This is a genomic window from Novosphingobium sp. 11B, from assembly GCF_054589055.1.
The window spans coordinates 6,626-30,822 of the sequence record NZ_BAAILP010000292.1 but is presented as its reverse complement, the minus strand read 5'-3'; the positions used below and the strand labels follow the sequence as shown (position 1 = coordinate 30,822).

The 24,197-nt window shown below is 60.3% G+C and carries 20 protein-coding genes; 13 read left to right on the top strand and 7 right to left on the bottom strand.

Features of this window, described 5'->3' with window-relative positions:
• Positions 1 to 111 precede the first annotated feature (111 nt).
• From trpS to secB, 3 genes are all read right to left on the bottom strand, one after another.
• On the bottom strand, positions 112 to 1,131 hold the full coding sequence (trpS, locus tag ACYPYD_RS25370) for a tryptophan--tRNA ligase (RefSeq protein ID WP_459666301.1): 1,020 nt from the start codon (positions 1,129 to 1,131) through the stop codon (positions 112 to 114).
• Between the two features lie 195 nt (positions 1,132 to 1,326).
• The gene (gene murJ, locus ACYPYD_RS25365) at positions 1,327 to 2,898 is read right to left on the bottom strand and encodes a murein biosynthesis integral membrane protein MurJ (RefSeq protein ID WP_459666299.1); all 1,572 of its coding nucleotides are present in this window, start codon (positions 2,896 to 2,898) and stop codon (positions 1,327 to 1,329) included.
• 168 nt (positions 2,899 to 3,066) lie between these two features.
• Positions 3,067 to 3,582 carry a protein-export chaperone SecB gene (secB, locus tag ACYPYD_RS25360; protein WP_008832774.1) on the bottom strand — a complete coding sequence of 172 codons (516 nt, stop codon included), beginning with the start codon at positions 3,580 to 3,582 and terminating at the stop codon, positions 3,067 to 3,069.
• Between the two features lie 349 nt (positions 3,583 to 3,931).
• On the opposite strand from secB, the gene ACYPYD_RS25355 reads away from it, so the two are divergent.
• From ACYPYD_RS25355 to ACYPYD_RS25330, 6 genes are all read left to right on the top strand, one after another.
• Positions 3,932 to 4,621, top strand: coding sequence for a Tim44/TimA family putative adaptor protein (locus tag ACYPYD_RS25355; RefSeq protein WP_459666296.1), 690 nt, complete (start codon positions 3,932 to 3,934; stop codon positions 4,619 to 4,621).
• 102 nt (positions 4,622 to 4,723) lie between these two features.
• Entirely contained in the window at positions 4,724 to 5,980 is a 1,257-nt protein-coding gene (mltA, locus tag ACYPYD_RS25350; RefSeq protein WP_459666293.1) for a murein transglycosylase A, read from the top strand.
• On the top strand, positions 5,977 to 6,546 hold the full coding sequence (locus ACYPYD_RS25345; protein ID WP_459666290.1) for a Smr/MutS family protein: 570 nt from the start codon (positions 5,977 to 5,979) through the stop codon (positions 6,544 to 6,546). Before mltA ends, ACYPYD_RS25345 begins: the two co-directional genes overlap by 4 nt.
• Positions 6,547 to 7,128: 582 nt before the next feature.
• Complete coding sequence (locus tag ACYPYD_RS25340) at positions 7,129 to 7,413, top strand: hypothetical protein (RefSeq protein ID WP_459666288.1); 285 nt, start codon at positions 7,129 to 7,131, stop codon at positions 7,411 to 7,413.
• Between the two features lie 203 nt (positions 7,414 to 7,616).
• Positions 7,617 to 8,009: a hypothetical protein gene (locus ACYPYD_RS25335; protein ID WP_459666285.1), complete on the top strand. Its 393-nt coding sequence runs from the start codon at positions 7,617 to 7,619 to the stop codon at positions 8,007 to 8,009.
• 2,390 nt (positions 8,010 to 10,399) lie between these two features.
• The gene (locus ACYPYD_RS25330; protein ID WP_459666283.1) at positions 10,400 to 10,726 is read left to right on the top strand and encodes a hypothetical protein; all 327 of its coding nucleotides are present in this window, start codon (positions 10,400 to 10,402) and stop codon (positions 10,724 to 10,726) included.
• A gap of 100 nt (positions 10,727 to 10,826) precedes the next feature.
• Here ACYPYD_RS25330 and ACYPYD_RS25325 read toward each other — a convergent pair whose 3' ends face one another.
• Positions 10,827 to 11,483 (bottom strand): hypothetical protein, encoded by a 657-nt coding sequence (locus tag ACYPYD_RS25325; protein WP_459666281.1) that lies wholly within the window; start codon positions 11,481 to 11,483, stop codon positions 10,827 to 10,829.
• 431 nt (positions 11,484 to 11,914) lie between these two features.
• The gene (locus ACYPYD_RS25320; RefSeq protein ID WP_459666278.1) at positions 11,915 to 12,214 is read right to left on the bottom strand and encodes a hypothetical protein; all 300 of its coding nucleotides are present in this window, start codon (positions 12,212 to 12,214) and stop codon (positions 11,915 to 11,917) included.
• A gap of 481 nt (positions 12,215 to 12,695) precedes the next feature.
• Between ACYPYD_RS25320 and ACYPYD_RS25315 the strand changes: the two genes are divergently transcribed.
• The 7 genes from ACYPYD_RS25315 to ACYPYD_RS25285 all read left to right on the top strand — a co-directional run bounded on the left by ACYPYD_RS25315 (position 12,696) and on the right by ACYPYD_RS25285 (position 23,143).
• Positions 12,696 to 13,436 carry a ParB/RepB/Spo0J family partition protein gene (locus ACYPYD_RS25315; protein WP_459666276.1) on the top strand — a complete coding sequence of 247 codons (741 nt, stop codon included), beginning with the start codon at positions 12,696 to 12,698 and terminating at the stop codon, positions 13,434 to 13,436.
• Between the two features lie 147 nt (positions 13,437 to 13,583).
• Positions 13,584 to 14,039: a helix-turn-helix domain-containing protein gene (locus ACYPYD_RS25310; protein ID WP_459666275.1), complete on the top strand. Its 456-nt coding sequence runs from the start codon at positions 13,584 to 13,586 to the stop codon at positions 14,037 to 14,039.
• Between the two features lie 2 nt (positions 14,040 to 14,041).
• The gene (locus tag ACYPYD_RS25305; RefSeq protein ID WP_459666273.1) at positions 14,042 to 14,632 is read left to right on the top strand and encodes a PIN domain-containing protein; all 591 of its coding nucleotides are present in this window, start codon (positions 14,042 to 14,044) and stop codon (positions 14,630 to 14,632) included.
• Positions 14,633 to 14,845: 213 nt separating this feature from the next.
• On the top strand, positions 14,846 to 15,013 hold the full coding sequence (locus ACYPYD_RS25300; RefSeq protein WP_459666270.1) for a nucleotidyl transferase AbiEii/AbiGii toxin family protein: 168 nt from the start codon (positions 14,846 to 14,848) through the stop codon (positions 15,011 to 15,013).
• Between the two features lie 436 nt (positions 15,014 to 15,449).
• Positions 15,450 to 18,461: a TonB-dependent receptor plug domain-containing protein gene (locus ACYPYD_RS25295; RefSeq protein WP_459666267.1), complete on the top strand. Its 3,012-nt coding sequence runs from the start codon at positions 15,450 to 15,452 to the stop codon at positions 18,459 to 18,461.
• A gap of 390 nt (positions 18,462 to 18,851) precedes the next feature.
• Positions 18,852 to 22,085 (top strand): TonB-dependent receptor domain-containing protein, encoded by a 3,234-nt coding sequence (locus tag ACYPYD_RS25290; protein WP_459666265.1) that lies wholly within the window; start codon positions 18,852 to 18,854, stop codon positions 22,083 to 22,085.
• Between the two features lie 17 nt (positions 22,086 to 22,102).
• Entirely contained in the window at positions 22,103 to 23,143 is a 1,041-nt protein-coding gene (locus ACYPYD_RS25285) for a 2OG-Fe(II) oxygenase (RefSeq protein WP_459666262.1), read from the top strand.
• Between the two features lie 312 nt (positions 23,144 to 23,455).
• On the opposite strand, the gene ACYPYD_RS25280 is transcribed toward ACYPYD_RS25285, so the two are convergent.
• Both ACYPYD_RS25280 and ACYPYD_RS25275 read right to left on the bottom strand, forming a co-directional pair.
• The gene (locus tag ACYPYD_RS25280) at positions 23,456 to 23,683 is read right to left on the bottom strand and encodes a hypothetical protein (protein ID WP_459666261.1); all 228 of its coding nucleotides are present in this window, start codon (positions 23,681 to 23,683) and stop codon (positions 23,456 to 23,458) included.
• A gap of 53 nt (positions 23,684 to 23,736) precedes the next feature.
• Positions 23,737 to 24,197 (bottom strand): IS3 family transposase (locus ACYPYD_RS25275; protein ID WP_459666258.1); only part of this gene is annotated, 461 nt, incomplete at its 5' end.

The window sequence follows — 24,197 nt, the reverse complement described above, 5'->3', positions numbered from 1 at the left end:
GGCCCACTCCCCCACCTGACCACCCAACGATAGTACCCTATGGGTGGTCGGGTGGGGGAGTGGGCCCGGTGCCGCTACGAAAATGCCCACCGGGCATTTTCCAGACGAATTTTAACCCCGCACGAGTCCGAGGGCGTTGTAGGTCTTTTCCAGCGTCGGGATCGCCAGTTCGCGGGCCTTGGAAGCACCCTTGCACAGGATCGCGTCGAGGCGCTCGCGGTCCTCGCGCAGTTCGAGGAAGCGGGCGTTGATCGGCGCCAGCTTCTCGACCAGCAGTTCGCCGAGCGCGGGCTTGAACTTGCCGAAGCCTTCGCCGCCGAACTCGGCCAGCACCGCCTCGACCGTGGTGCCCGCCATGACCGCGTAGATCGCAACGAGGTTCTTCGCCTCGGCGCGGCCTTCGAGGCCGCCCTTTTCCGAGGGCAGCGGCTCCGGATCGGTCTTGGCCTTCTTCACCTTTTGCATGATGGCATCGGCGGTGTCGGTCATGTTGATGCGGCTCATGTCCGAGGGGTCGGACTTGCTCATCTTGGCGGTGCCGTCACGCAGGGACATGATGCGCGCGGCCTCGGGCGGGATGAACGGTGCGGGCAGGGTGAACAGCGGCGCGTCTTCCGCACAGAAGTCGTTGTTGAACTTCTGTGCGATGTCGCGGGCGAGTTCGAGGTGCTGCTTCTGGTCCTCGCCCACCGGCACGTGAGTCGCCTGGTAGAGCAGCACGTCGGCGGCCTGCAGCACCGGGTAGGTGAACAGTGCGACGCTGGCACCCTCGCGGTTCTTGCCCGCCTTGTCCTTCCACTGCGTCATGCGGTTCAGCCAGCCCATGCGCGCGGTGCCGTTGAGCAGCCACTGCATCTCGGAGTGCTGGGGCACCTGCGCCTGGTTGAACAGGGTCGAGCGGTCGGGATCGAGCCCGCAGGCCACAAGCGCCGCGACCATCTCGCGCGTGTTGGCGGCGAGGTCGGCGGGGGTGTGCGGCATCGAGATCGCGTGGAGGTCGGCCAGGAAGTAGAGGCACTGGCCACCCTCGGCGGTGACCTCGTCCTGCATCTTCACCCAGTTGCGGATCGCACCGAGGTAATTGCCGAGGTGCAGGTTGCCGGTGGGCTGGATACCGGAGACGATACGCATGGTCGCGTCCTTAAGTCAGTTGTCGATGGATGTGAGGGTTGCGCCCGTACAGGGCACGAATGCAGGTACGGTCAGCGGGTGACCGAATGCCATCGCCATGAACGCGGCGCAAAGGGGCGCAGCGTGGGCGGGAAAAAGATCGCACGATCCTGCATGGCCGGGGCTCATAGCACGTTCGCGCATCGATGGAACCCTTCAGGCGGCGCGCTTGCGGCGGCGCAGGAGGGCGAGGTCGGCGCGGGTGAAGGCGCCGGTCGCCACGGCAGCGATGCCGTAGACCGCGCAGCCCGCCGAAACGAGCACGGCCAGCGCCAGCCCGCGCACCAGCCAGGTGCCGTGCACATAAGGCATCATCAGGTCCTGCCCGAACCACAGCGCCGCGCCCATCGCGACGGCGGCGAGCGCCAGCCTCGGCCCGCGGCGCCTCAGCCGCGCATCGACGGTGAAATGTCCGCGCTTCACCAGCGTGCGGTACAGCATCGCCACGTTGAGGGTGGAAGCCAGCGCCGTCGCCAGCGGCGGCCCCATGTGCTGCAGCGGCACGATCAGCACCAGATTGCCGACGAGGTTCGCCACCATCGAGATCATCGCATAGCGCACCGGCGTCCTGGTATCCTGCCTTGCGTAGAAGCCCGGCGTAAGCACTTTGACGAGGATATAACTCGGCAGGCCTATCGAATAGGCCGCCAGCGCCTCCGCCGTGCGGGCGACGTCGCCGGCGTCGTACTTGCCGTAGCCGAACAGCGCGGCGGCGATCGGCTCGCCGCAGACGATCAGGGCGACGGCGGCGGGCAGCGTCAGCAGCAGGGCCAGTTCCATGCCCCGGTTCTGCGTTTCCATCGCCTCGACTTCCTGCCCCGCGCCGAGCTGGCGCGAAATGGTCGGCAGCAGCACGGTGCCCAGCCCGATGCCGATGAGGCCCAGAGGCAACTGGTTCAGCCGGTCCGCCATGTACATGTATGTGACGGAGCCGTGCGAGAGCAGCCGGGCGGCGATCGCGGTGGAGATCAGGAGGTTGATCTGCACCGCGCCCGCTCCGGCGGCGGCGGGCAGGATCAGGTTGAGCAACTGCTTCACATCGGCGTTCCACACCGGCATGCGCAGCCGCATCGAAACCCCGTTGGCGCGGCAGGCGAGCACCAGCCAGAGCAGCTGCAACGCGCCGGAAACGGACACGCCGATCGCCTGATTGCGCGCGGTGATCAGCGGGTCGTCCGAATGGAACCCCAGCAGCGCGACGATCAGCGTCAGGTTGAGCAGGATCGGCGCGGCGGCGTTGACCCAGAACTTGCTCAGTGAATTGAGGATGCCGCCCAGCAGCGAGACGAGGCTGATGAAGGCGAGGTACGGGATCGTCAGGCGGCTGAGCGTGACCGCGAAGGCGAACTGGTCGTGCGTGACGTCGTTGAACCCGCCCGAGAGCAACAGCGTCACCGGCCATGCCAGTACTTCGAGCAGCACCGTCATGACGATTAGGACGGGCAGCAGCACCGACAACGCCTCTTCGGCGAAGGTGATCCCGGCGGGCAGGCCCGGCCCCGAAGTGTCGCCGACCTTCTTGTTGAACATCGGGATGAACGCTGATGCGAAGGCCCCTTCCGCGAAGAGAGCCCGGAACATGTTGGGCAGGCGAAACGCGATCAGGAAGGCGTCGGAAGCGAAGCCCGCGCCGACGAAGCGGGCGAACAGGCTGTCGCGGGCAAGCCCGAGCACCCGGCTGGCGAGCGTAAGTCCGCCGACGCTGGCGAGGGCTTTCGCGAGGTTCATGCCGCGCTTTCCAAAAGGCAGGCGCCGTGTCTCGCATCCTTCGACAAGCTCAGGATGAGCGGAGTGGAAAACAGGCGGGAAGTGACACCGTCTGGTTTCATCACCCCCGCCCGCTCATGCTGAGCTTGTCGAAGCACCGGCGCGACGCCCCGACCCTCAGCAACTATCTCAGGCGTTGCCGACCGGCTCGCCCATGCCGGTCTCGGCCTGCTGCTGCTGCGCCTGCAGCTGCTGCACGTAGAGGCCGTTGAAGTCGATCGGCTCGAGCATGAGCGGCGCGAAACCGGCGTCGCGCACGGCGTCCGACACGATGCGGCGGGCGTAAGGGAACAGGATGCGCGGCGCCTCGGCGAAGAGGAACGCGTGCGACTGGGCCTCTTCGAGGTTGCGCATGCCGATGAGCGCGCAGTAGCTCAGCTCGACCGCGAAGGCGACGCCGAGGCTGGTGCGCGACGAGCAGGTGATCTTCAGCTCGACTTCGTGGACTTCGCCCTCGATCGCGCGCGCGCCGATGTTGAACTGCACGTCGATCTGCGGCTGTTCCTGCCACGAGAACGCTTCGGGGGCGTTCGGATTCTCGACCGAGAGATCCTTGATGTACTGCGAAATGATGCCTGCGGCGGGGGCGGTGTCTTCGCCGTTGCCGAGGTCGAGGTCGGAAATGATGTTGCCTTCGTCGGCCATCTGATCTGTGTCCCGCAATGGAATCTGAAACGTTCAGCGGGGGCGGGTAAAACATTTTGCGGGCGCGGGGAACACCCGAGCGTCGGGAAAATTGTAGAGGTTGTGTCCCGAAGTTGCGCGCACATCGCTTCGAGGGGCTCGATCCGCCGGGAAAATGCCCCGAACGAGCCACTCACGCGTTGTTCATTTGTAATGCGTACCTATCTGGGGCTATGTTCGAGTGCTAAGCCGAAGGCACGCTCGAGTCTTCGGAACTGCGCCGGAGTGCGATGGGGTTTCAGGCCGGTCTTTGATCGGTTGCGGCCACGGTGCCACAGACGGGGCGCCACAGAAGGATGGAATTAGGGACGTGACACCGGAAATAGTGATCCTGGCCATGATCGCAGCCTTCCTTGGCTTGCGGCTGTACTCCGTGCTCGGCCGCCGCGCCGAGCATGAAGAGGAGCCCATCCAGGGACGCTTCGAAGGTCGCCAGGGCCAGAAGCCGGGCGCTCCGCGCGTTTCCGCGCCGCCGCGTCCCGATCAGCGCAGCGATGATCGCGCCCGCGCCGAACAGCCCCGCCAGCGTGCGATCCCGCTCGCGCCGCCTTCGGTCGAGCGTGGCCTGGCGGAGATTTCACAGGCTGATCGCCGTTTCGACGCCGCCGCCTTCCTCGACGGTGCGCGCAGTGCTTATCGCATGATTCTCGAAGCCTTCTGGAAGGGTGACAAGGCCGAACTGCGCCAGCTTTGCGACGATGACGTCTATGCCGGTTTCGCCGCCGCCATCGACGCCCGTATCGAGGCCGGCGAGACGCTCGACAACCGCTTGATCCGCATCGAGGAAACCGGCTTCACCGCCGCTGGTGTCGAGAACGGCTATGCCCGCATCACCCTGCGCTTCCGCGCCGACATCGCCGCCGTCACCCGCAATGCGGATGGGCAGGTGGTCGCCGGTTCGCTCGACGACGCGATCGAGACAATCGACGTCTGGACGTTCGGTCGCGCCGTGAACTCGCCTGATCCCGACTGGGTCCTCGAAGAGACCGACGAAGGTTGATCCGGGGTTGATCCCCCCTTCTTTGGACTGCTAGCCGACAAAGCCTGATCCGCCCCGTGCCACCCCCGGCGCGGGGCGTCTGCTTTGCGGGGAGGGTTTGTTTTGGCGCTGGAGACTATGGCACCTGCGGTGGTGTCCGGGCGGTCGATCCGGGACGCCTGGCGCGCTCTTCTGATCAGCGGTCTGCTGGCCACGCTCGCGGCTTGCGGCGGCGTAATCCCGAAGACCGGCGGCCCGCGTCCTACGCTTCCGCCGACCGGGCCGACGACCCAGCCTTCATCTCCCCAGAACGCGCTGGCTGCCGGTGTGCGCCGTGGTCCTGCACTGTCGGCGCTGCGGATGGGCGCGGCCGATGCGGCAGGCGCTCTCGCCTCGTTCCGTGAAAGCTGCCCGAAGCTCATCGTCCGGAAGGACGGCAGCGGATTGACCCGGCCCGAGGACTGGCGGCAGGCCTGTACGGCCGCCGTGAACTGGGGCGCGGGATCGCCCGCGCTCTTCTTCTCCAGCTTTTTCGAGACCGCCCGCATCGGCGACGGCTCCTCTTACGCCACCGGCTACTACGAACCGGAGATCGCGGGCGGCCGCACGCCGCAGCCCGGCTATACAGTGCCGGTCTACGCTTTCCCGCCCGATCTCGTGCGCGCGAAGCCGGGGGATGCCCCGCCGCTCGGCAGCGGGCGCATGCCGCTTGGCCGCTATGCGCCGGACGGCACCTTCACCAGCTATTTCGACCGCGCGCAGATCGATGCCGGGGCGCTGGCGGGCAAGGGGCTGGAGATTGCCTGGGCCGCCGACCCCGTCGAGTTCTTCTTCCTGCAGGTGCAGGGCTCCGGCCGCCTCGTCGCGCCGGACGGCACGGTGACGCGCATCGGCTATGCGGGCCAGAACGGCTTGCCCTATACCGGCATCGGCGGGATCATGCGCGATCAAGGGCTGGTCGGCTCCGGGCCGGGTCAGTACTCCGGCTCCATGCAGGGCATCATGCAATATGTCCGCGAGCATCCGGTCGAGGGGCGCGCGCTGATGGAGCGCAATCGCTCGTGGGTCTTCTTTAAAGTGTTGAACGGTGATGGACCGCTCGGTGCGCTCAATGTGCCCGTACGTGCGGGCAATTCTGTGGCCGTAGACCCCCGCTATGTACCGCTGGGTGCCCCTGTGTACCTCGATCTCGACCGCCGCGAGGCCAATGGACTGTGGATCGCACAGGACACCGGCGGCGCGATCAAGGGTGCGAACCGTTTCGACACCTTCTGGGGCGCCGGGTCCCAGGCCCGCCTGACCGCAGGCGGCATGAGCGGCCGGGGCAATGCCCTGATCCTCCTGCCTAAGGGCGTCCTGACCCGCCTCGGCGCCCGATGAAACGGCCGGGGCGCAGGCTTACGGAAGAGGAGAAGGCGGTCTGGGCGCAAGTCGCCCGCACCGTCAAGCCGCTTGTCGCGTCTCGCAAGCTGGTCGAGCCCGAGGCGCCTGTGATGCCGGTCCCGGTTGCTCCGCCACCACCTGTGAAAAAGGTCAAGGGCCGGGTTCCGCCGCCGTCGCTGCCTAAAGCGGCCCCGCCCAAGCCGCGCGTCGATGTGCCGGTCAATCTCGACGGATCGTGGGAGAAGCGGATCTCCAAAGGCACGTTGCTGCCCGATTTCAGCCTCGACCTGCACGGTTCCAACCTCGATCAGGCCTACATGCGCCTGATGCACGGGCTGGTGCAGGCAAAGGCGATGGGCGCACGAGTAGTGCTCATCGTGACCGGTAAGGCGCGTCCTGTGGATGCCGCAGACCGGGGCAGCGCGCGCGGTGCGATCCGCGCGAAGATCGCCGACTGGCTTGCCGCGAGCGAGCACGCATCGGACATCGTCGCCATTCGCGGCGCCCATCGGCGTCATGGCGGGCAGGGTGCGATCTATCTCGTCTTGAAAAAGCGGCGCTAGGCAAAGCGCGGCCCCGAAGGGGAAATAAGCACCAATTTTCAGAAGGATGTGGAGGCCGAGCCGGAATCGAATATCGAAATTAAATATATTTTTTACAATAGCTTGGATATTTGTCTGACAAATAGGTCCATCAAATTGTCCATCACCGCAGACATCAGCTTCGGTTCGATTCTTTATGTATAGTTGCAATTTTGCAACTTTCTGATAATTATCTGTGAAAACAATATATTGCGTCGAAAAATTGGCCAATTTTGGTGAAGTAGGACAAGGGGGCGGCCTCCAAGCGCTTAGCAATTGATGGACGCGAGTCCCGGACCGAATTGCTGTAGTGGTCTAAACCCTTGAAAGATGGCGATTCAAGCGCCTCCTGCCGTTAGACAGAACATTGAGGATTGCTGTCACCCCTCTTTTGCGGCGACGGTGGAATGAGCATCACGGAATTGCCGCTTGGACGGCCGCGCACCGCGAACGCAGCAAACGTTCCTCTCATGCGCGGACACCATCGTCCGTCAGCTGATGGCCGCGTCCGCAAAGGCTGGTTTCCGCTGATCAGTGGGGATAACCTGCCGGTCCTGTTTCGGTTTGGCGATCAATCGCCAGCAGAAAAAGCTGCCGATCGGCCATCGCCCCGTTGCGGACGATAGTGCCTACTGGCATCTATGTAGGATGATGGCCGAGAATCCGAGCAAAGACACGCCTGCTGATTACTACGGCTACTTCATGACAGCACTCATGGGGCTGGAGGATGACGCCAGCCTCTCGGGTTATTCCGAGGCGGGCCAAGAGCTTCTTAGAGAAGCGATCAGGATTTTCGGCGCTGAGTTTAATGATAGGCACCCCGGCCATTGGGGTAAGCCGGGCTCATAAAGCGCGGTCGACATCGTTCCTGCGCCACGACCGCTCTCCACCCATCATCGCCTTTCCGGGACGCGGATTGCATCGTTTGGCGAGGTAAAGCTGCCCGACCGTTTTCAGGCAGTCCAAATTGGCAGCTTTAGCGGCGATGATGGGTGGGAAGCTGCCATTCCTTTTTGATTCCAGGGAACAGAGGAAGCAGTTATCTGTCTGTTATGCCCATAGATGTTCATCTCCGCACAAACGATTCGAACCAGCAGCTAGCTCTTACCTCCATTGAGAAATTCGGAAGTGCGGATTATTTTGTAGCATCGCTCCTTGTCTCGTCAAACAAGTTCGGATGTGAAAGTCGATTTTACTTCGACAAGTGGCATGCTGAACAAGCTATAATTGCCTTGGAACAAATGCTGTTGGGTGTGATTACGGAGGCCGTTCTTAGAGAAGAATACGGAACGGACCATGTAACATTTCGAAGCGACGGGCTCGGCCACATACTAATTACGGGTGAATCCAACGCCGATGATCAATGTCTTCGTTTCACGATTGGCACAGATCAGACCGCCATTGGCCCGTTCATCACTGATTTCAGTGCGGCGATACGCCCCTGACCACACGTCCGCAACGGGGCGTGTCCGGTCAGGCCGCATTTCTTCCCGAGCGGCGAGCACCGGACGGACGGCTATAGAGCGCAGCGCTCGCCGCCCGGAATGGCGAAAACGGGTGGGAAGCGGTCCGGCAGGTTTCGGAAGCGCAGGCAGCTTAGCGGACTATCTGCGCCTCGCCGATCAGCTTTCCTTCCCAAAGAAAGAAGTGCCCGGTAGAAGACAACGCGTCCACCGCCTCACGGCCTGAAAGAAAGACGAAGCCAACACGGCGCGTCTCTCCCGGCATCATGGGACGATCTATAAGCGGATACCCGCTCCAAGCCTCTCGGACATTTCTGTCAATGCTACAGGGGCAACCGTAGCCAAGCACTATTGGGAGCGCTTTCCCGCCTTCGTCTGTTGAGAAGAGATGTAGGTTCACAACCAACTCTGGCGTGCCTTTGGTCAATCGCTCTCGAAGAGTGGTCAAGCGGGTCATAGCCAACCTTTAATCACGATCAGCCAACCTCGGCTATCGTCATCGCGCAGAATATCGCGTGATGGCGGGAATGGGGCGTGTGCTGCTGGACCGGTTTCCGGGTTAAATTCTTGTAAGGCTGTCATTCCGCTTCCGGGGAACGGCTTTCCGTCTCAGTTGGCCACACAAGATAATGTCTTGGATGATGCGCAGGAGAGATAATCGGCTTCGCGAACTGCGGAATGGAAACCCCGAAGAGTTCTTCCAAGAGCGGCGTTCCCTTGAAACATACTCTCTGCGTGTTCCGCTTTTTGCAGTCCGCGTTTTTGGCGGCGCATGGGTGGTCTTGGGGATCGCGTCGGCAGTGCGCGGGGGGCATTAACGTCCACCATGGGGCCGCAGCCGTCAGGCCGATTTTGTCCGGCCGGAGTGGTTAGTGGACGGCGCTTAATCAGTCCTGTGAAATAATACGATATTTCCATCCAGCTATGTAATAAACGAGGTGCTGCTGTACCTTTGACGCATCCGATCTTCCCCCTGGGCAAGAGATGGGCTCGCACTCTCGGACATATTTAAATGCTCCAATAGAAGCCCTCTCAAATAGATTTAGCGAGCCGTCTGCTTCATCCAACGTCTCCATATCTTGCGGGTGGGATAGGATACGGTGCAGTTCGGGATTTCGAATCCGAAGCCTCTCTGCTATTTGGCCGATTTCTTCATCGGTAAGCCCGGAATTCACTACGAGCTCTGGCACACCGGGCTTCTTTGACCGGCCGTGGACACGGTCTCTTTTTAGCAGAAACTGGATACACGTTAGAATCTGGCGGATCATAAATCCAAGGTGGCATAGCTCATAAGCGTCTGCAAAGGGGCGTTTGCCGCTCAACGCCTTCTGATTAAATTATTGCAAGATGGCCATCACAGCCGTAGTCGATTAATCGACGCAAACAGAGCTTACGACGCGGCCTTTGTCGACGACTGACTGACACCCAAAGTGGGAATTTGTCGGTTGACACTGACCAACAACTTTAGCCTTCAGGTTTGCCGGGCGATGCTTCCCCTCAGGGTAGAGACATTGCCCAACGCACTGTTGCTTACTCGTACAGGCCTTCCCCGCATCCGGATAAGGGATCACACACCTTTCGTAACCGAGCATACCTTGCGGCATTGGTTTGCCGCCTTTCAACGAACACGCTTGGCGTTCCGCCGGTGGCATTTGCTTGGGATTGGACTGCGCATTCGCCGCGCTGAGGCATAAACCTGCTATCAGAAGACTGGCTAGAACTATGCGCATACTCAAATCTAGCACCTTGATTGATGTCCGCAATGGGGCGCGTTCGGTCAGGCAGCTTTTCTTCGCGGGCGAGCGGGAATGTAGCCCGACCTCCGGTCCCCTGAGGGACCGAAAGGGGTTGGGGAGCAGACATTGCGCTGCGCGCAATTTCAGAGGTAAGTCGACAGGATGATCGGACGGACCTCCATAATTACGTTGTCGACTGCCTTGGGTGGCATAGTCGCTTTTCCCCCGGTTGGTGAAGCGACAACGCCCTTGGCTATCACTTACGTCTGCAACTCAACCCACGGCAGGCCAGACAGCCCTCTCGTGGCGACTTACGCTGCTGCGAAAGCTATCTTTCTGGCGATAGAGCCGTCGACCAACCCGAACACAGACACGTTGGCGTTTCCAGATATCTTCGTTCGACAAACGGATATGTCATGGGAGGTCTACCGCTGGAATTCTGAGCGCGGAGACCGAGGCAGCCAGCTTGGTATTCGTATCGACAGTTGCAGCGGCGCGATCTCGGATGTTGTGTTTGGAGCGGGACGTTAGTTGCAAACTGCCTAAGTCCGCTCTGGGGCGTGTGCTGACTGGCAGTGTCCGCAAGGGTGGAGAGCGAACATTGCCCCAGAGCTTAGATCAGGGCAGCTTGGCGGAATGAAGCACCGAGAAGCCCATTTCGTTGTTGAGGTCACACCAGATGACGAGATCGTCTGCCGAGCGCCCAAACGAGTGGAACAGCGCATCAGGATGGACGACATTGCCGCAGTATATGTGGAGACAAATGACACCGGCCCGTGGGGCGCGGACCTGTGGTGGTTGCTGAACGACAACACCGGGCAAACTCAGGTCGCATTTCCGCAGTTAGCGACCGGGGAGCATGCGGCGCTCGAACGTTTGCGACAACTCCCCGGATTTGAAGTGCGAGGGATGAACTCGGGCGAGAACGGCCGCTTCATGTGCTGGCCACTCCCTTCGCCCTAAATGTCGGGCTTGGGCGTCTGCCGACTGGGGGCTTTTCTCGTTTCAGATATGCCGGTCTACCCCCGCAGCCGTGAGCCGCGAGGGTAGGAAAGCATCGGACTTACTTGGTGACCGAGGCCGTAGTCAGCACCGCAGGGGCAGGCGCCACGGCCGGAACCGCTACGGGCACCGAGATCACCTGCGGCTGCACGGCCTGAAACGCTAGATCCTCGTCGAGGAAGCCTTTCACGGGCGATCCGCTGGCTATGAACGCGCTGGTGCCGGTGGTGAGGAAACCCGCAATCGGAACGAGCGCGATGGCTGCCACGACGCCGCCCGTGCCGGTGACGCCCTTGTCATCGAAAGTGCCGGACAGGCGCACATTGCGACCGTTGAGGTTGAGCGAGACGACACGCGCGCCGATGTAACCGGACTTGCCCCACATGCCCTTGTTGCGCACTTCGGTGATCTCGCCGATCGCGGGCGTGCCCGACGGGATCACGACGACGCCGTTCTGCGTGATGTTCTCGGCGACTTCCATCTGGAAGCGCTGGCCCACCCGCAGCTTCTTCTTCTTGGTCGTCAGTTCCTCACGGGTGACGAGAGCGACGGCGAGGCCGGCGCGCATGATGTCAGGCCGTGCTGCGGGCAGGATGGTCGCGGCGGATGCGACGACGGCAGTCTGAACTGGAGCGACAGGAGCAGCAGCGGTCTGCGCGGCGACAGGATGCGCGATCAGCGCCGCGCAAGGCAGCGCGAGCTTGTAGATAGTCCTCATGGTAATCCCCCGTTTGCAGCGAATCATTCGCATGCGCGCCGGAAATACTTCGGAACCGGTTGATCGAAAATAACTAGGTAAGTCTGGATTGCAGAAATTTAATAGTGGCGGCCGCCCAACGATGGGTCAGAACTCAAGCGGCTGCGGAGCTATTCTCTGAACGCTATTGCTCGCCGATCACTTTATCCGCCCTCAAAGCGGGCGGGACGGCTTGCAGCAGCGGCCACGCCCGCCGGAATTCCAAGCGAAATGGCCGCCACGACATCGGACGGTGCCGACCGGCATTATGTGCAAGGATGTCTGGAAGAGGTTGGCCCAACCGGCAATCGGTGGTGGAAGCGCGGTCGGGCCCAGGATCGCATGCTTTTATGTTTTGCCGAATGAACTCGGGAATGGTCGAACAAGTTCCGAGAATCCTTGGCGGCGAGTAATCAGGCTACGATGGTCGCAGCCACCCGGTGGCGAAAAGGCTGGTGCGGGGTTCCGGCTCTGCGAAGGTCACGGAAGGCGCCGCCAGCCAGATCAGGCAGGATTGCCTCTACCGTGGCAGCTTCTTCGAGGGAGCGAACATCCACGAACAGGTTGAAGTGCCCATCAAAGCAGACGCTGACTACAGCTGATGGCGGGCAAGCCGCATGCACCAAGGAATGGAGAGCTTCAATCTCCGCGCAGAGCGAGCGTGTATAACCAGCAGTGTCTGGAAAAGCATGGATGTTGCTGATTGCGTTCATGGTTACCTCGATAGGTTTCACATGAGGAACGCATCACCCCCAATTTCGATCCATCGCTAGAAAAAAACGGTTCATCGTAACGCAGGTCATCCTGCGCCAGTGGGCCTTCGGTGTGGGACGGGCCGCCCCGGCATAGGCACCCACCATTCATGATGGTGTTCCGTCGCATGACCTCGTGCCCACTCTGCGCTTGCGGCAGAGCCCCGGTAAGGATTGCAGGTCGATGACAGGCCATCGCGTGCCGCTTTTCGGCCCCACAAGAAGGCATCGTTTATCGGCGTCAAGGGTAGTCCCCGAGACGCCGGTGATGCCGATGAAGTTGCAAATCAGGTCGCTGATCTGACCTCGCCCAGGTCCTCCATTTCATTGCGGCCCTTCGGGTGCGCCCCGCCTCTGACGGCGGGCCTGCCGGATCGCTCCTGTCGCCCATCCCGCCATTCCGGCCGGTCAATGCGCGCGATGAGAGAAGGAGTGAAGGACAATGGAACTCAAGCACATCGACATCACCCGTCTGTCGGTTACCAGCCTCAACATGCGAGGCACAAAAAAGACCTGCGACATCGCCAACATCCTGCCTTCGGTCCGGGCACGGGGCGTGCTGGTGCCGCTGATCGTTCTCCAGAAGGTCGGGTCTGGCAGCGAGACGTTCGAGGCCGGATTGGCGGTCGGCGAGCATGCACCGGCTTACGAGATCCTGGCAGGCAGGCGCAGGTTCCATGCGGCTCTGGCCGTGGTGGAAGAAGGCGGCGGCATCGAGGACCTGCCCTGCGCGGTGATAGAGCCCGGGGACGATGCGGCGGCGCTGGAAGCCTCGCTGATTGAGAACATCGCCCGGCTTGATCCCGACGAGATGACCCGCTGCGAGACCTTCACCCGGCTGGTTCGGGAGGGGCGCGACGTGGACGGCATCGCCCTGACCTTCGGGCTGACGGCGCCGCAGGTGGAGCGTACTCTGGCGCTGGGCAACCTGATCCCGTGCCTGCGCAACCTCTACCGCGCCGACGGCATCGATGCGGTGTCGCTGCGGCACCTCACCATGGCATCCAAGGCGAAGAAGAAGGAGTGGCTGGCCCTCTACGACGACGAGCAGGCGACGGCACCGACCGGGGCGTGGCTCAAGGCATGGCTGTTCGGCGGAGCCGCGATCCCGGTCGGCGCGGCGCTGTTCGATCTGGATGCCTATATCGCCGAGGCAACCTTCTCGAGAAGGGCCGTGTCATGATGGAAGACTGGAACGCATTCTGTGGCGGCTAGCGTGCAGTTCCTTTTGAATGACGCGCTGAATGGGAACGATTGCGATTTTCGTATATTTCACTTGTTGCGTTCATTGCGAATATCGTATGATCGCGCGCAGCAGAGGAGCCCAATCATGACCATCCCAGCCTTCGCCGAGGAAATCGGCGCGCGCCTGCCTTCTGCGAGCGAGAAGGTGGCGGCGAACCAGTTGCGCCAGATCATTGCAGCTCACGCCGATGGCGGTGCGACCCTTCGCGTGCTTGATGACGACCGGCAGCCCGTCGACGTGACCCTAACCGCGGCGCTGTCGCACTTGCTGCTCGATTTGCTAGGTCACATCGGACGGGGCGATGCTGTAACGCTGGTGCCGGTTCACCAGATGCTATCAACCCAGCAGGCGGCTGACATCCTGAACGTGTCGCGTCCCCACCTGATCTCGTTGCTGGACAAGGAGGCTATACCCCATGTGTTGGTGGGGAGGCACCGCCGCATCCGTGCTGAAGACCTGTTCGCCTACAAGCAGGCGCGTGACGCGCGTCGCGGCGCTGCCTTGGCCAACCTGGCAGAGAATGACTCGGAGCTGCTGTAGCCTTGTTCGCCAATCGCTATACGGCATTCGTTGACGCTTGCGCACTAGTGGGTGTTCTCAAGCGCAACATGCTGCTCACGCTTGCAGAGGCAGGCTTCTTTCGCATTCGATGGTCCGCCAAGGTTCTCGACGAGGTGGAGTTGGCGCTCGAACGGATTCATGCGGACAAGGGGCAGGGCGACGCAGCCACGATCGCGCAGCGCCAACGAGTGAATATGGAGACCGCTTTCGAGGAAGCGGCCGTCACTGGTTACGAGGCACTTGAGCCTGCTTGCGCAGCGATCCCCGATCGAAATGATCACCATGTCGTCGCTGCTGCCTTGAAGGCACAGGCAGCGACGATCGTGACCGACAACCTCAGGGATTTTCCCGCCGATGTGCTGGCCAGCCTAAACATCGAGGCGAACTCCACGGACGCCTTCATTGCAGACACCATCGAGCTTGATCCCGGCCGTGCGGTTGGCGCCCTCAGGTCGATGCGGGAGCGTTTCAAAAATCCGGCTCTGACTGCCGAGACTTTGTTGCTGAAAATCGAAGCTGTAGGTCTGAACGAGACGGCAGGCACCCTTCGGCCTTACCTCGCGGTGCTGTAAGCCAGCGGCATTCAGACCCTCGTAGGATGACGCGCTCCGACACCGACCATGATCGCTGCTGCCGCGAAAACGGGCGGAGCCTGGAAAACGATGCAGCCCTACCTCGAAGCGCTCACTTCAAATGGCCAAGGTGCCAGTCAATCTCGCGAAGTCCGTTAAGGATCGGCTGCTCAGCATTGCCCGCAAGGAAGAGCGCGCCTCGGAATCGTCTTGGTGCGCATCGCCCTTGAACGCCTGCGTTACCGGCTTTCCGTGATCGAGCACCGTGATCGGTTCTTTTTGAAGGGCGGAATGCTGGTAAGCGCCGGGATCGACGACGACGACCGCGCGACGCGCGATGCGGATTTTCTGGTGCACGTTGATCCGATCCTGACCGGCTAATGGCCGAATTGGGCATGATGGACACTACCTCCACGCCGAGGTTTCCGCAGGGTGCTTTCGTTTGACACGACACGCCCAGACTGGAATCCCCAATGGCATAACTCCGGATTTTTTGCTCGGCAGCCCCCATGCAGTGATATGGGACATTTGGTTTCATCCTGACATTAACTTGTCACCATTAATTTCAATCAGGTTCCGATTGGCAAAATCTTTGGAAACAATGAGTCGGTGAAGGAGATGACGGTATGTTTCCGTTTTGTTGCATCAATGTCACGGGGCTGAGAATATGATACATCGGGGCCTAGCGGCTCCTTTACATGGTGCATTCGCTTTATCATGAAATGGCAATGATCCCGATTTGGCGCTGGCGGCGTCCGGGAGAAACCCGTCGTTGAAAGTGTCTTTCACGATCACGGCAATGTTAAGGTGCCCCCCCATGAAGCATTTGACACTTAAGCGCAGCCATCTCATGGCTAGCGGTGCTATATTCGCGATGGTTGCTTCGCCCGCGCTGGCTCAATCCGCTCCGGCGGCACAGGTGCCAAGCACGACATCCGCCGACGCGCCTGACGATGCAGCGGTGAACGGTAGTGACATCATCGTCACAGGTACCATTATCCGTAATGTTATCACCGCTTCGCCGACAACGACTGTAACCACTGAGAACCTAGAGCGCCGTGGCATCAGCACCGTTCAGGAAGGCATCCAGCGCCTGTCGGCAAACAATGGGCCTTCGCTTACGAACAGCTTCTCTGCGAACGGTGCTTTCGCGTCCGGCGCCTCGGCAATCTCGCTGCGCGGGCTTACCACCAACTCGACGCTGGTCTTGTTCGACGGCATGCGTGCTGCCTACTACCCGCTGGCAGACGACGGCACTCGCAACTTTGTGGACCTGAACACAATCCCTGACGACATCGTTCAGGATATTCAGGTCCTGCGCGACGGAGCTTCGGCCACATATGGCGCCGACGCAATCGCGGGCGTTGTCAACATCATCACGAAGAAGCAGATTACCGGTATCTCGGGGCGCGCCGAAGCCGGCATTTCAAGCCGAGGCGATGCTTCCCAGTACCGGCTTTCGCTGACGGCGGGCAAGGGAGACCTCGATCGCGATGGCTATAACGCGTATGTCAGCGGGTTCTACTACAAACAGGCGCAGCTCTTTAACCGTCAACGTCCGTACCCTTACAACTCCGACGATTACCGTGGAATCTCTCACGATGGCGTCCAGGGTTCTAACAACGTCGTCGATGGCTTGGATGCCGATGGCAACTATCAGGGTTTCAACCCGATCCTTACCAGCACGGGCAGCACTCTTTACGTCGCTCCGGGCACTGGTGGCGCAGCAGCGGGGCGCTATCAGCAGCTGAACGCTTCTTTCGGCTGCCCGCGTGGGACCGGATACAATCTCACTGGCGCTGAATTGGCTGATAACCCGCTTGCGCCGACGTCCGTTTGTCAGGAAGACCTGACCAACAATTACGGTGTCATCAATCCGGAGATTCAGCGCTTTGGCCTTTCAGCTCGTGTGACGGCTCGCTTTGGCGACACAGGCGAGGCGTTTGCGTCCTTCAACTTCGTTCAGACCGATGTTCAGAACGAGGGTCTTCCGTCGACAATCCGCGGCAATGCGCCAGCACCGTTCTACTTCCCGCGCTACAGCACGCAGGGTAACATTGCTTTCTATGGCGGCAATACCGTATTGCAACTGCCCGCTTATGTTTGTCCGCGTGGAACGACGGTAGCCTGCACCGCGGCGAACGGCACATTGAACCCGAACAATCCGTTTGCAGCTTCAGGTCAGTCGGCGCTGCTCTTGGGACGCCTTCCCAACCTGCGTGAGCATGACGAAACTCGTACGCGCGGTTACCGTGGTGCCATTGGGGTGAAGGGCGACATCTCCGACAAGTGGCACTACAATGTCGGTGTAACGGCAATGCACGTCGATCTGCGTCGCCGCAGCTCGGGCTACGTTTACATTCAGAACCTGTTGAATGTTATCGCAGACGGTAGCTTTAACTTCGTCAATCCCTACGCAAATACGCAAGATCAGCTGGACTACATCGCACCCACTGCGATGAATACAGCCACTTCGGATCTGGTCCAGGCTGATGCAAACCTTTCGGGCGAGTTGTTGGACCTCCCGGGCGGCCCTCTGCAGATTGCTGTGGGCGCTGGTGTGCGATATGAAGCTGTGGATGCTCCGAGCATCAACTCCGACATCAATGGCGGTACGCAGCGCTACTATCGCCTTAACGGTTTTGCCGTGAAGGGTAGCCGTTGGGTTTACTCGGCTTACGCGGAAATCAATGCACCCATCATCGATCAGGTCACCCTGAGCGCAGGTGGCCGCTACGATCGTTATCCGAACGGGATCGACAATTTCTCGCCGAAGGCGGGTGTCATCGTGAAGCCGATCGAGCAGGTGACCTTGCGCGGGACTTATTCTCGCGGTTTCCGGATTCCGAGCTTCGGCGAGTCCAATGCAACCTTCCCGACGACCGGCTACGTCACGGCCGGGGCGAATACTTACCCGGACTCTTATCTGGCGCAGTTCGGTTGCTCGCAGGCCACCTTCACCCAGTGTCCGACTTATGTTCGTACTGCGAGCTATGGTAGCACCTCGCTTTCCAACCCCGATCTTAAGCCCGAGAAGTCACGTAGTTTCACAGCGGGCATCGTGCTGCAGCCGATCCGTAACGTGACGCTGACGGCGGAATACTACAACATCAAGAAAACGAACGTAATTACGACGGCGAACAATGCCCCGGCAATCCTCGCCTATTACACCGGCCAGGCAATTCCGGATGGCTACAACGTCATTCCCGATGTCGCGGATACGGCTCACCCAGGCGTCCTGCCGCGTATCGCGTTTGTGCAGTCTGGCTTCATTAACGCGAACACACTGCGTACCTCTGGTCTCGACTTCGGAATCGAGGCCGATTTCGACATAACTCCAGGCATCCGGTTCTCGACCTCGGCGCAGGCGACCTACATCCTCAAGCTCGAGACTGAATTCCCCGACGGTACTGTCGAGCGCTATGACGGCACGCTCGGTAACTTCAATCTGACGGCTGGTTCGGGTACGCCCAAGTGGAAAGGGACCTGGACTTCCTCGCTCGATTTCGGGAATTTCATTCTCAGCGCGACCGCCAATTACTTCGACGGATATGACCTCTCGGCGATGGACCAGGGCGATGCGTACAAGGATTGCGGTCAGAGCGATGGATCGCTGCCCTGCCAGGTTAGCGATTACATTACGGTCGATCTGACTGGCCAGGTGAAGATCAATGACCAGTTCACCTTCTACGCGACGATCCAGAACCTGGCCGACCGACTTCCGCCGATCGATACGGTGACTTATGGTGCCCACGCCTACAACCCGATCCAGGGCGGCGAAGGCATTCTTGGTCGCTACTTCAAGGCAGGGGTGAAGGTCGGCTTCTGACCTCTCGTTCTTCAAATTGTCCAAGATCGGGGGTTCCTTCGCGGGAGCCCCCGTTTTTTTAGGTCTTCTGATCAGGCCGATTGTTCGGAAACGTTAGTGCTGCGATGCACCGGCGCAACAAGGTTGCGCCAAACCTGGGGTCAAAAAAACTAAACGTTTGTTGGGCTTACCGGCCCGGCGTAGGGGTGTTGAAGCGTGATGAGATATTGCGGCAACATACCGGTAATCTTTGTTGCCATGTTGCAACTTGTTACAGAAAAATTTCAACCGGCGAGGCAGGGGGGTTGCTCATGAATGGCAGATGAGCAGAATCCGCACATCAGCCCGAAGACAATTCGGGACTGTCAGCCCTTTTCCGGGGGTCGACTACGATGAATAGGGGACACATAAGTGAAAAAATCCTTCAAAAAGTCCGTACTTCGCGGTGCATCGAGCCTAACGGCCTGTGCCGTGATGATCGGTTCGGCTAGCGCTCAAGAGGCGCCGCCGCAGGGGGCAGAGGAGCCGGAGGCAGCGCAATCGATCGTTGTGACGGGGTCGCGCATCCGCTCTGCCAATCTCGACTCGACGAATCCGGTCACGGTTGTCACAGGCGAGCAGTTCTTCCAGACCGGTCAGGTTTCCGTTGGCGATGTTCTGAACGAACTTCCGCAGCTGCGTAACACTTTCAGCCAGCAGAACTCCACGCGGTTCCTGGGCACGCGCGGTCTGAACCTGCTCGACCTGCGCGGTCTGGGATCGGTTCGCACCTTGGTGCTCGTCAACGGCCGCCGGCATGTAGCGGGCGATATCCTTTCGACGGGTGTGTCGGTCGATGTCAACACGATCCCGACCGACCTGATCGAAAATGTCGAAGTCCTGACCGGCGGTGCCTCGTCAATCTACGGCTCCGACGCTATTGCAGGTGTGGTCAACTTCAAGCTCAAGACGGACTACGAGGGTCTGCAGCTGCGTGGTCAGGGGGGCGTGTCGCCGACTTATCACGACGCTGGCAGCCAGTACGTCTCCCTGCTCGCGGGCAAGAATTTCTCCGAGGGCCGCGGTAACATCGCGTTGAACCTGGAGTTTGCCAACCAGTCCCAGTATGACGCCACTGGTCGCCCGCTCGCCCGCAACGATGGTTTCGTCGTAACGGACACAGACCCGGCGAGCGCGCCTAGCGACGGCATTCCTGACCGCACCTTCTTCCGAGACATCCGCAGCTCGACTATCTCGCTAGGCGGCCTGACGGCAATCCGTTTCGGCGGCGCTAATGGGCCTTGCGGAGGGGCGGGCGGTTCTGCCTTTACCTGCACGTCGCTTTTCCAGCCTAACGGCGCGTTGACCGCCCAGACCGGCGATCGCGTGGGTATCGGGCCGAACGGAAGCTTTATTGGCGGCAACGGCATGACGGGCCGTGAAGGACAACTGCTTACCTTCACCCCGAACCTGAAGCGTTACTCGGCCAATCTCATTGGCCACTACGAAATTAGCCCCGCTTTCGTCCCGTTCTTTGAAGCCAAGTACGTTCGCACGGAAGCCCGTGGCTCGCAGAGCGGCCCGTTCTTCTCTCAGGGCACGACGCTGGGTGACGGCGTGGAGATCGATGGTTTCGCCGACCGCTCGTACAGCAATGCGGGCGGCGTGGTTAACCGCGAAGGCGTTCGCCTTGATAACCCCTACCTGTCGGCGTCCGCACGGTCGAACCTTGCTGCGCAGCTGACCGCTGCAATCAATTCGGGGGTGAACCCAAATACCGGCGCAGCGTTCTCGGGAGCTAACGCGGCGGCAAACCAGGCAGCGGCTCTCGGTCAGGTCGCAGATGGCAGCTATCGTTTCAGTCTGCGTCGCAACTGGGTCGACTTCGGTATCCGCGACGAGCGTATCCGGCGTGAGACCTATCGTGCGGTAGTGGGTGTTCGTGGCGACTTCAACGATAGTTGGAACTACGAAGTTTCCGCCAACTACGGTGAATTCAAGGAACGCAATCTCATCCAAGGCAACATCAACGTTCAGCGTTTCCTGCTTGCTCAGGACACCGTTCGTGATGCTACTGGAACTATCCGTTGCCGAGCGCAGGTCGATCCGCGTTACGCCGGTTCGGACATTGGCGGAAACCCGGCCCAGCTTGCTGCTGACATCGCAGCTTGCGTTCCGCTCAACCCGTTTGGTCAAGGTTCGGTCAGCGACGCCACTCGCAAATATCTGCTGACTCCGTCGGTCGCGACGGGAAAGATCACGCAGTTCGTTGCTTCGGCCTTCATGGCCGGCGACAGCAGCAAGTGGTTTGAGCTTCCAGGCGGTCCGATCGGCTTCTCAATCGGCGGTGAGTATCGTCGTGAAACCAACCGGTATGACCTCGATGATCTGACTCAGGCCGGTTATGCCTTCTACAATGCGATCCCGTCGTTCACGGCACCTGCATTCGAGGTGAAGGAAGTTTACGGCGAGCTTCGTGTCCCATTGCTCAAGGACGTTCCGTTCTTCCGCGAGCTGACTTTGACCGGTTCGGGACGTGTCGCGGATTACAAGGGTGCGACGGGCACCGTCTATGCTTACGGCGGTGGTGTCGATTGGCGCCCGATCGAGGACGTCCGTTTCCGCGGTACCTATTCGCGGTCGGTGCGCGCTCCTAACCTGTCCGAACTGTATTCGGCCCAGGGTCAGAACTTCGCTCCCGCTTTCGTCGATCCTTGTTCGGCTCGAAACATCGGTACTGGCAGTGCAAACCGTGCGGCCAACTGCGCCGCAGCCGGTATCCCGACCGGTTACGACTTCGTCTACTCGCAGTCCTTGGAAACGCTTTCGGGCGGCAACCCGCTTCTCGAGGCGGAGAAGTCGGACTCGTACACTGCAGGCGTGGTCTTCCAGCCGACCTTTGCTCCCGGTCTTTCGATTTCGGTCGATTACTATGACATCACCGTTAACAATGTCATTTCTTCCATCAATGCCCAGCAAGTCGCCAACCTGTGCTATGACTCGTCCTCGCTAAACAATCAGTTCTGCGGTCTCTTCCAGCGTGCTGGTGCTTCGGGCGGCCCCCGTGGCGAACAACCTTACCAGATCCTGGAAGGTTCGCTGCTTGAGTCTTCGGCGAACTTCGCGAAGCTCAAGGTTCGCGGTGTCGACACTGCGGTCAACTATCGTCGTGACTTCGGTTGGGGCTTGCTCAACCTGGGCGTGATCTGGACGCGCGCGCTGCAGAACGACGAGTTCACGAACCCCGATGATCCGAGCTTCCGTGACCGGGTCTTGCAAGAGCTTGGCGATCCGAAGAATCAGGTCAACGTGAATGCCAGCATCAAGTTCGGCAAGATCACGCTTGGCTACCAGATGCGCTGGATCGACAAGATGTACCTCAACACGTATGAGGATTATAACTCGCTGAACGGTCTGCCCCCGCAGAACACCGATTTTGCGGCAGTGTCCAAATACCCTTCAGTCTCGTACCACGATATCCGTGCTGATGTGGACGTGTCGGAGAAGTTCAACATCTATCTCGGCATGGACAACGTTGGTAACAAGATGCCGCCGTTCGGCCTTACCGGTGTGGGCAATGGCCTGAACACTGCGGCAAATGGTGGCGCCGGTATCTATGATGTGCGTGGTCGCTACATGTATGCAGGCGTAGTGGCGAAGTTCTGATCGCCGCAGCTTTGCGAATGGAAGGGGTCGACGGAGAAATCCGCCGGCCCTTTTCTTTTGGAATGAGTCAAATCAGGGTCCTGATTATGAGCAGAGATGTAGAGAGAGCATTCGAAGCGCTGCAGCAAGGGCGCCGAGACGAGGCAGTTGCCTTGGTCCAAGGTGCAGCAGCGCAGCGAGATCGCGATGCGCTGATGACTTTGGCACAATGGCACATGGTCGGTGATCTGATGCCCCGAGACATTAGTGCCGCTCGCAAGTATCTGCATGCGGCAGTGGAGGCAGAACATGCCGATGCTGCGCTGGTCGAAGCTGCGCTCACGGCCAACGGTTCGGGCTCCGATCGCGACTGGAAAGCAGCGCTGAAGATGCTTCGCAATGCCGCAAAGTATCACGGTGGGATCGCCGCGGAACATCTCTCACTCCTGTCCAGAATGGATCTCGACGAAGCGGGGGGGCCTGCGAAGATCCCTGAGCACGACTTGTTGGGGCGGGACTTTCAAGTTCGTCGGTGGAGACAATTTCTGAGCCCCGAAGAATGTGCGCATGTTGCAATGAGTGCTCAAGATTTGCTCGAGCCTTCGGTGGTCGCCGATCCGCGAACCGGAAGGTCGATACCGCATCCGGTTCGGACTTCCTCTGCGGCTATCCTTGGCCCGACGCGCGAGACCTTGCCGCTCCAGGCAATTCTCCAGCGGATTGCAAGCGTAACGCAAACCGATATAGCGCAGGGCGAACCGCTAAGCGTACTTCATTACATGAATGGCCAAGAATATCGGGAACATCTGGATGTCCTGCCCCACGAACAGAATCAACGAATCCTGACTGCGATACTGTATCTCAATGAAGGATACGCCGGTGGTGAAACCCGCTTTCCGGAGCAGGGCTTATCTATAAGGGGGCGCGGTGGCGACCTGATCGTATTTTGTAACCTGCTGCCTGATCGCTCGCCTGACGTGCGCAGCCGTCACTGCGGCACCCCGGTAACCCAAGGAGTGAAATGGGCCGCTACACGTTGGATCAGGCAGTCGCCGATGGATGTTTGGAAAATGAATTAGAACATCGGATTGATGACATGAAGTTGTAGACACGTACAGCCGAATTGCTTAAATAGCGCATCAGGTTTGTCGAGGTGACCCTCCTGGGCTTCGTTTCAACGTGGGCCCGGGGGTGCGGAGTGGGCATGACAGGCGGTGTCCCTGCCTCTCAGCCCGCTCCGCAAAATTTAATTTGCCGCTGATTTCCGATTTGCGAGCCGCTCTGGAAGGCGCGCGCTCGGCGGGCGAGATCGCTGATTGGGTAGCTTCGGTCTTTGCCGATAGCCAGACTCAACAGGTGTGCGCGCACTGTCGCTGCAAAAAATGGGGCCGTCATACTTGGCAGGCGAAGGGATGCGAGGGCATAGCCCGCGCCTTCGAGACCAAGCCCGTTTGGCAGCGGAATTGGCACAGCGCCGTTACGCTGGGTGACGTCGAGGTCACCCCGATCGCCTGCTGTTCAAGCCACACCTCTCCCGGACCGGGTTGCTGCGGAGCCACCCGATCGAGCTTCAGCATCTTCGGGCCTCCCGTCTCGTCAAGACGAACGACATCAATCATCATCAACTCCTTGCAAGGTGCAGAGGGGCAGCCCGTGAGTAGCCCCTAGTTTTCTAGACGCCTTCTGCTTTCAAAATCTGCTGCCGTTCGAACTGTGCGGGGGACAGCATCCCGTTCCTGACCTGCTTGCGGACCGGATTGTAGAACATCTCGATGTAATCGAACACGTCCTGCCGGGCTTCATCGCGTGTTTTGTAGGTCCGGCGCCTAATGCGCTCACGCTTGAGCGAGGAAAAGAAACTCTCGGCCACCGCGTTGTCGTGGCAGTTGCCACGCCGGCTCATCGAGTGCTCAAGATTGTGAGCCCGGATGAAGGCCGCCCAGTCCATGCTGGTGAACTGCGAGCCCTGATCCGAATGGATCAGCACCCGCTGCTTGGGCTTGCGCCGCCATACCGCCATGTGCAGCGCTTGCAGCACCGCATCGGTGGTCTGCCTGCTCTGCATCGACCAGCCCACCACACGGCGAGAATAGAGATCGATCACGACAGCCAGATAGGCAAAGCCCTCCAGGG

Excerpts from the sequence above, each read along its gene's own strand:
- trpS (WP_459666301.1), bottom strand. The coding sequence starts at position 1,131 with ATGCGTATCGTCTCCGGTATCCAGCCCACCGGCAACCTGCACCTCGGC.
- murJ (WP_459666299.1), bottom strand. The coding sequence starts at position 2,898 with ATGAACCTCGCGAAAGCCCTCGCCAGCGTCGGCGGACTTACGCTCGCC.
- secB (WP_008832774.1), bottom strand. The coding sequence starts at position 3,582 with ATGGCCGACGAAGGCAACATCATTTCCGACCTCGACCTCGGCAACGGC.
- ACYPYD_RS25345 (WP_459666290.1), top strand. The coding sequence starts at position 5,977 with ATGAAACGGCCGGGGCGCAGGCTTACGGAAGAGGAGAAGGCGGTCTGG.
- ACYPYD_RS25335 (WP_459666285.1), top strand. The coding sequence starts at position 7,617 with ATGCCCATAGATGTTCATCTCCGCACAAACGATTCGAACCAGCAGCTA.
- ACYPYD_RS25330 (WP_459666283.1), top strand. The coding sequence starts at position 10,400 with ATGAAGCACCGAGAAGCCCATTTCGTTGTTGAGGTCACACCAGATGAC.
- ACYPYD_RS25325 (WP_459666281.1), bottom strand. The coding sequence starts at position 11,483 with ATGAGGACTATCTACAAGCTCGCGCTGCCTTGCGCGGCGCTGATCGCG.
- ACYPYD_RS25320 (WP_459666278.1), bottom strand. The coding sequence starts at position 12,214 with ATGAACGCAATCAGCAACATCCATGCTTTTCCAGACACTGCTGGTTAT.
- ACYPYD_RS25315 (WP_459666276.1), top strand. The coding sequence starts at position 12,696 with ATGGAACTCAAGCACATCGACATCACCCGTCTGTCGGTTACCAGCCTC.
- ACYPYD_RS25310 (WP_459666275.1), top strand. The coding sequence starts at position 13,584 with ATGACCATCCCAGCCTTCGCCGAGGAAATCGGCGCGCGCCTGCCTTCT.
- ACYPYD_RS25295 (WP_459666267.1), top strand. The coding sequence starts at position 15,450 with ATGAAGCATTTGACACTTAAGCGCAGCCATCTCATGGCTAGCGGTGCT.
- ACYPYD_RS25285 (WP_459666262.1), top strand. The coding sequence starts at position 22,103 with ATGGAAGGGGTCGACGGAGAAATCCGCCGGCCCTTTTCTTTTGGAATG.
- ACYPYD_RS25280 (WP_459666261.1), bottom strand. The coding sequence starts at position 23,683 with ATGATTGATGTCGTTCGTCTTGACGAGACGGGAGGCCCGAAGATGCTG.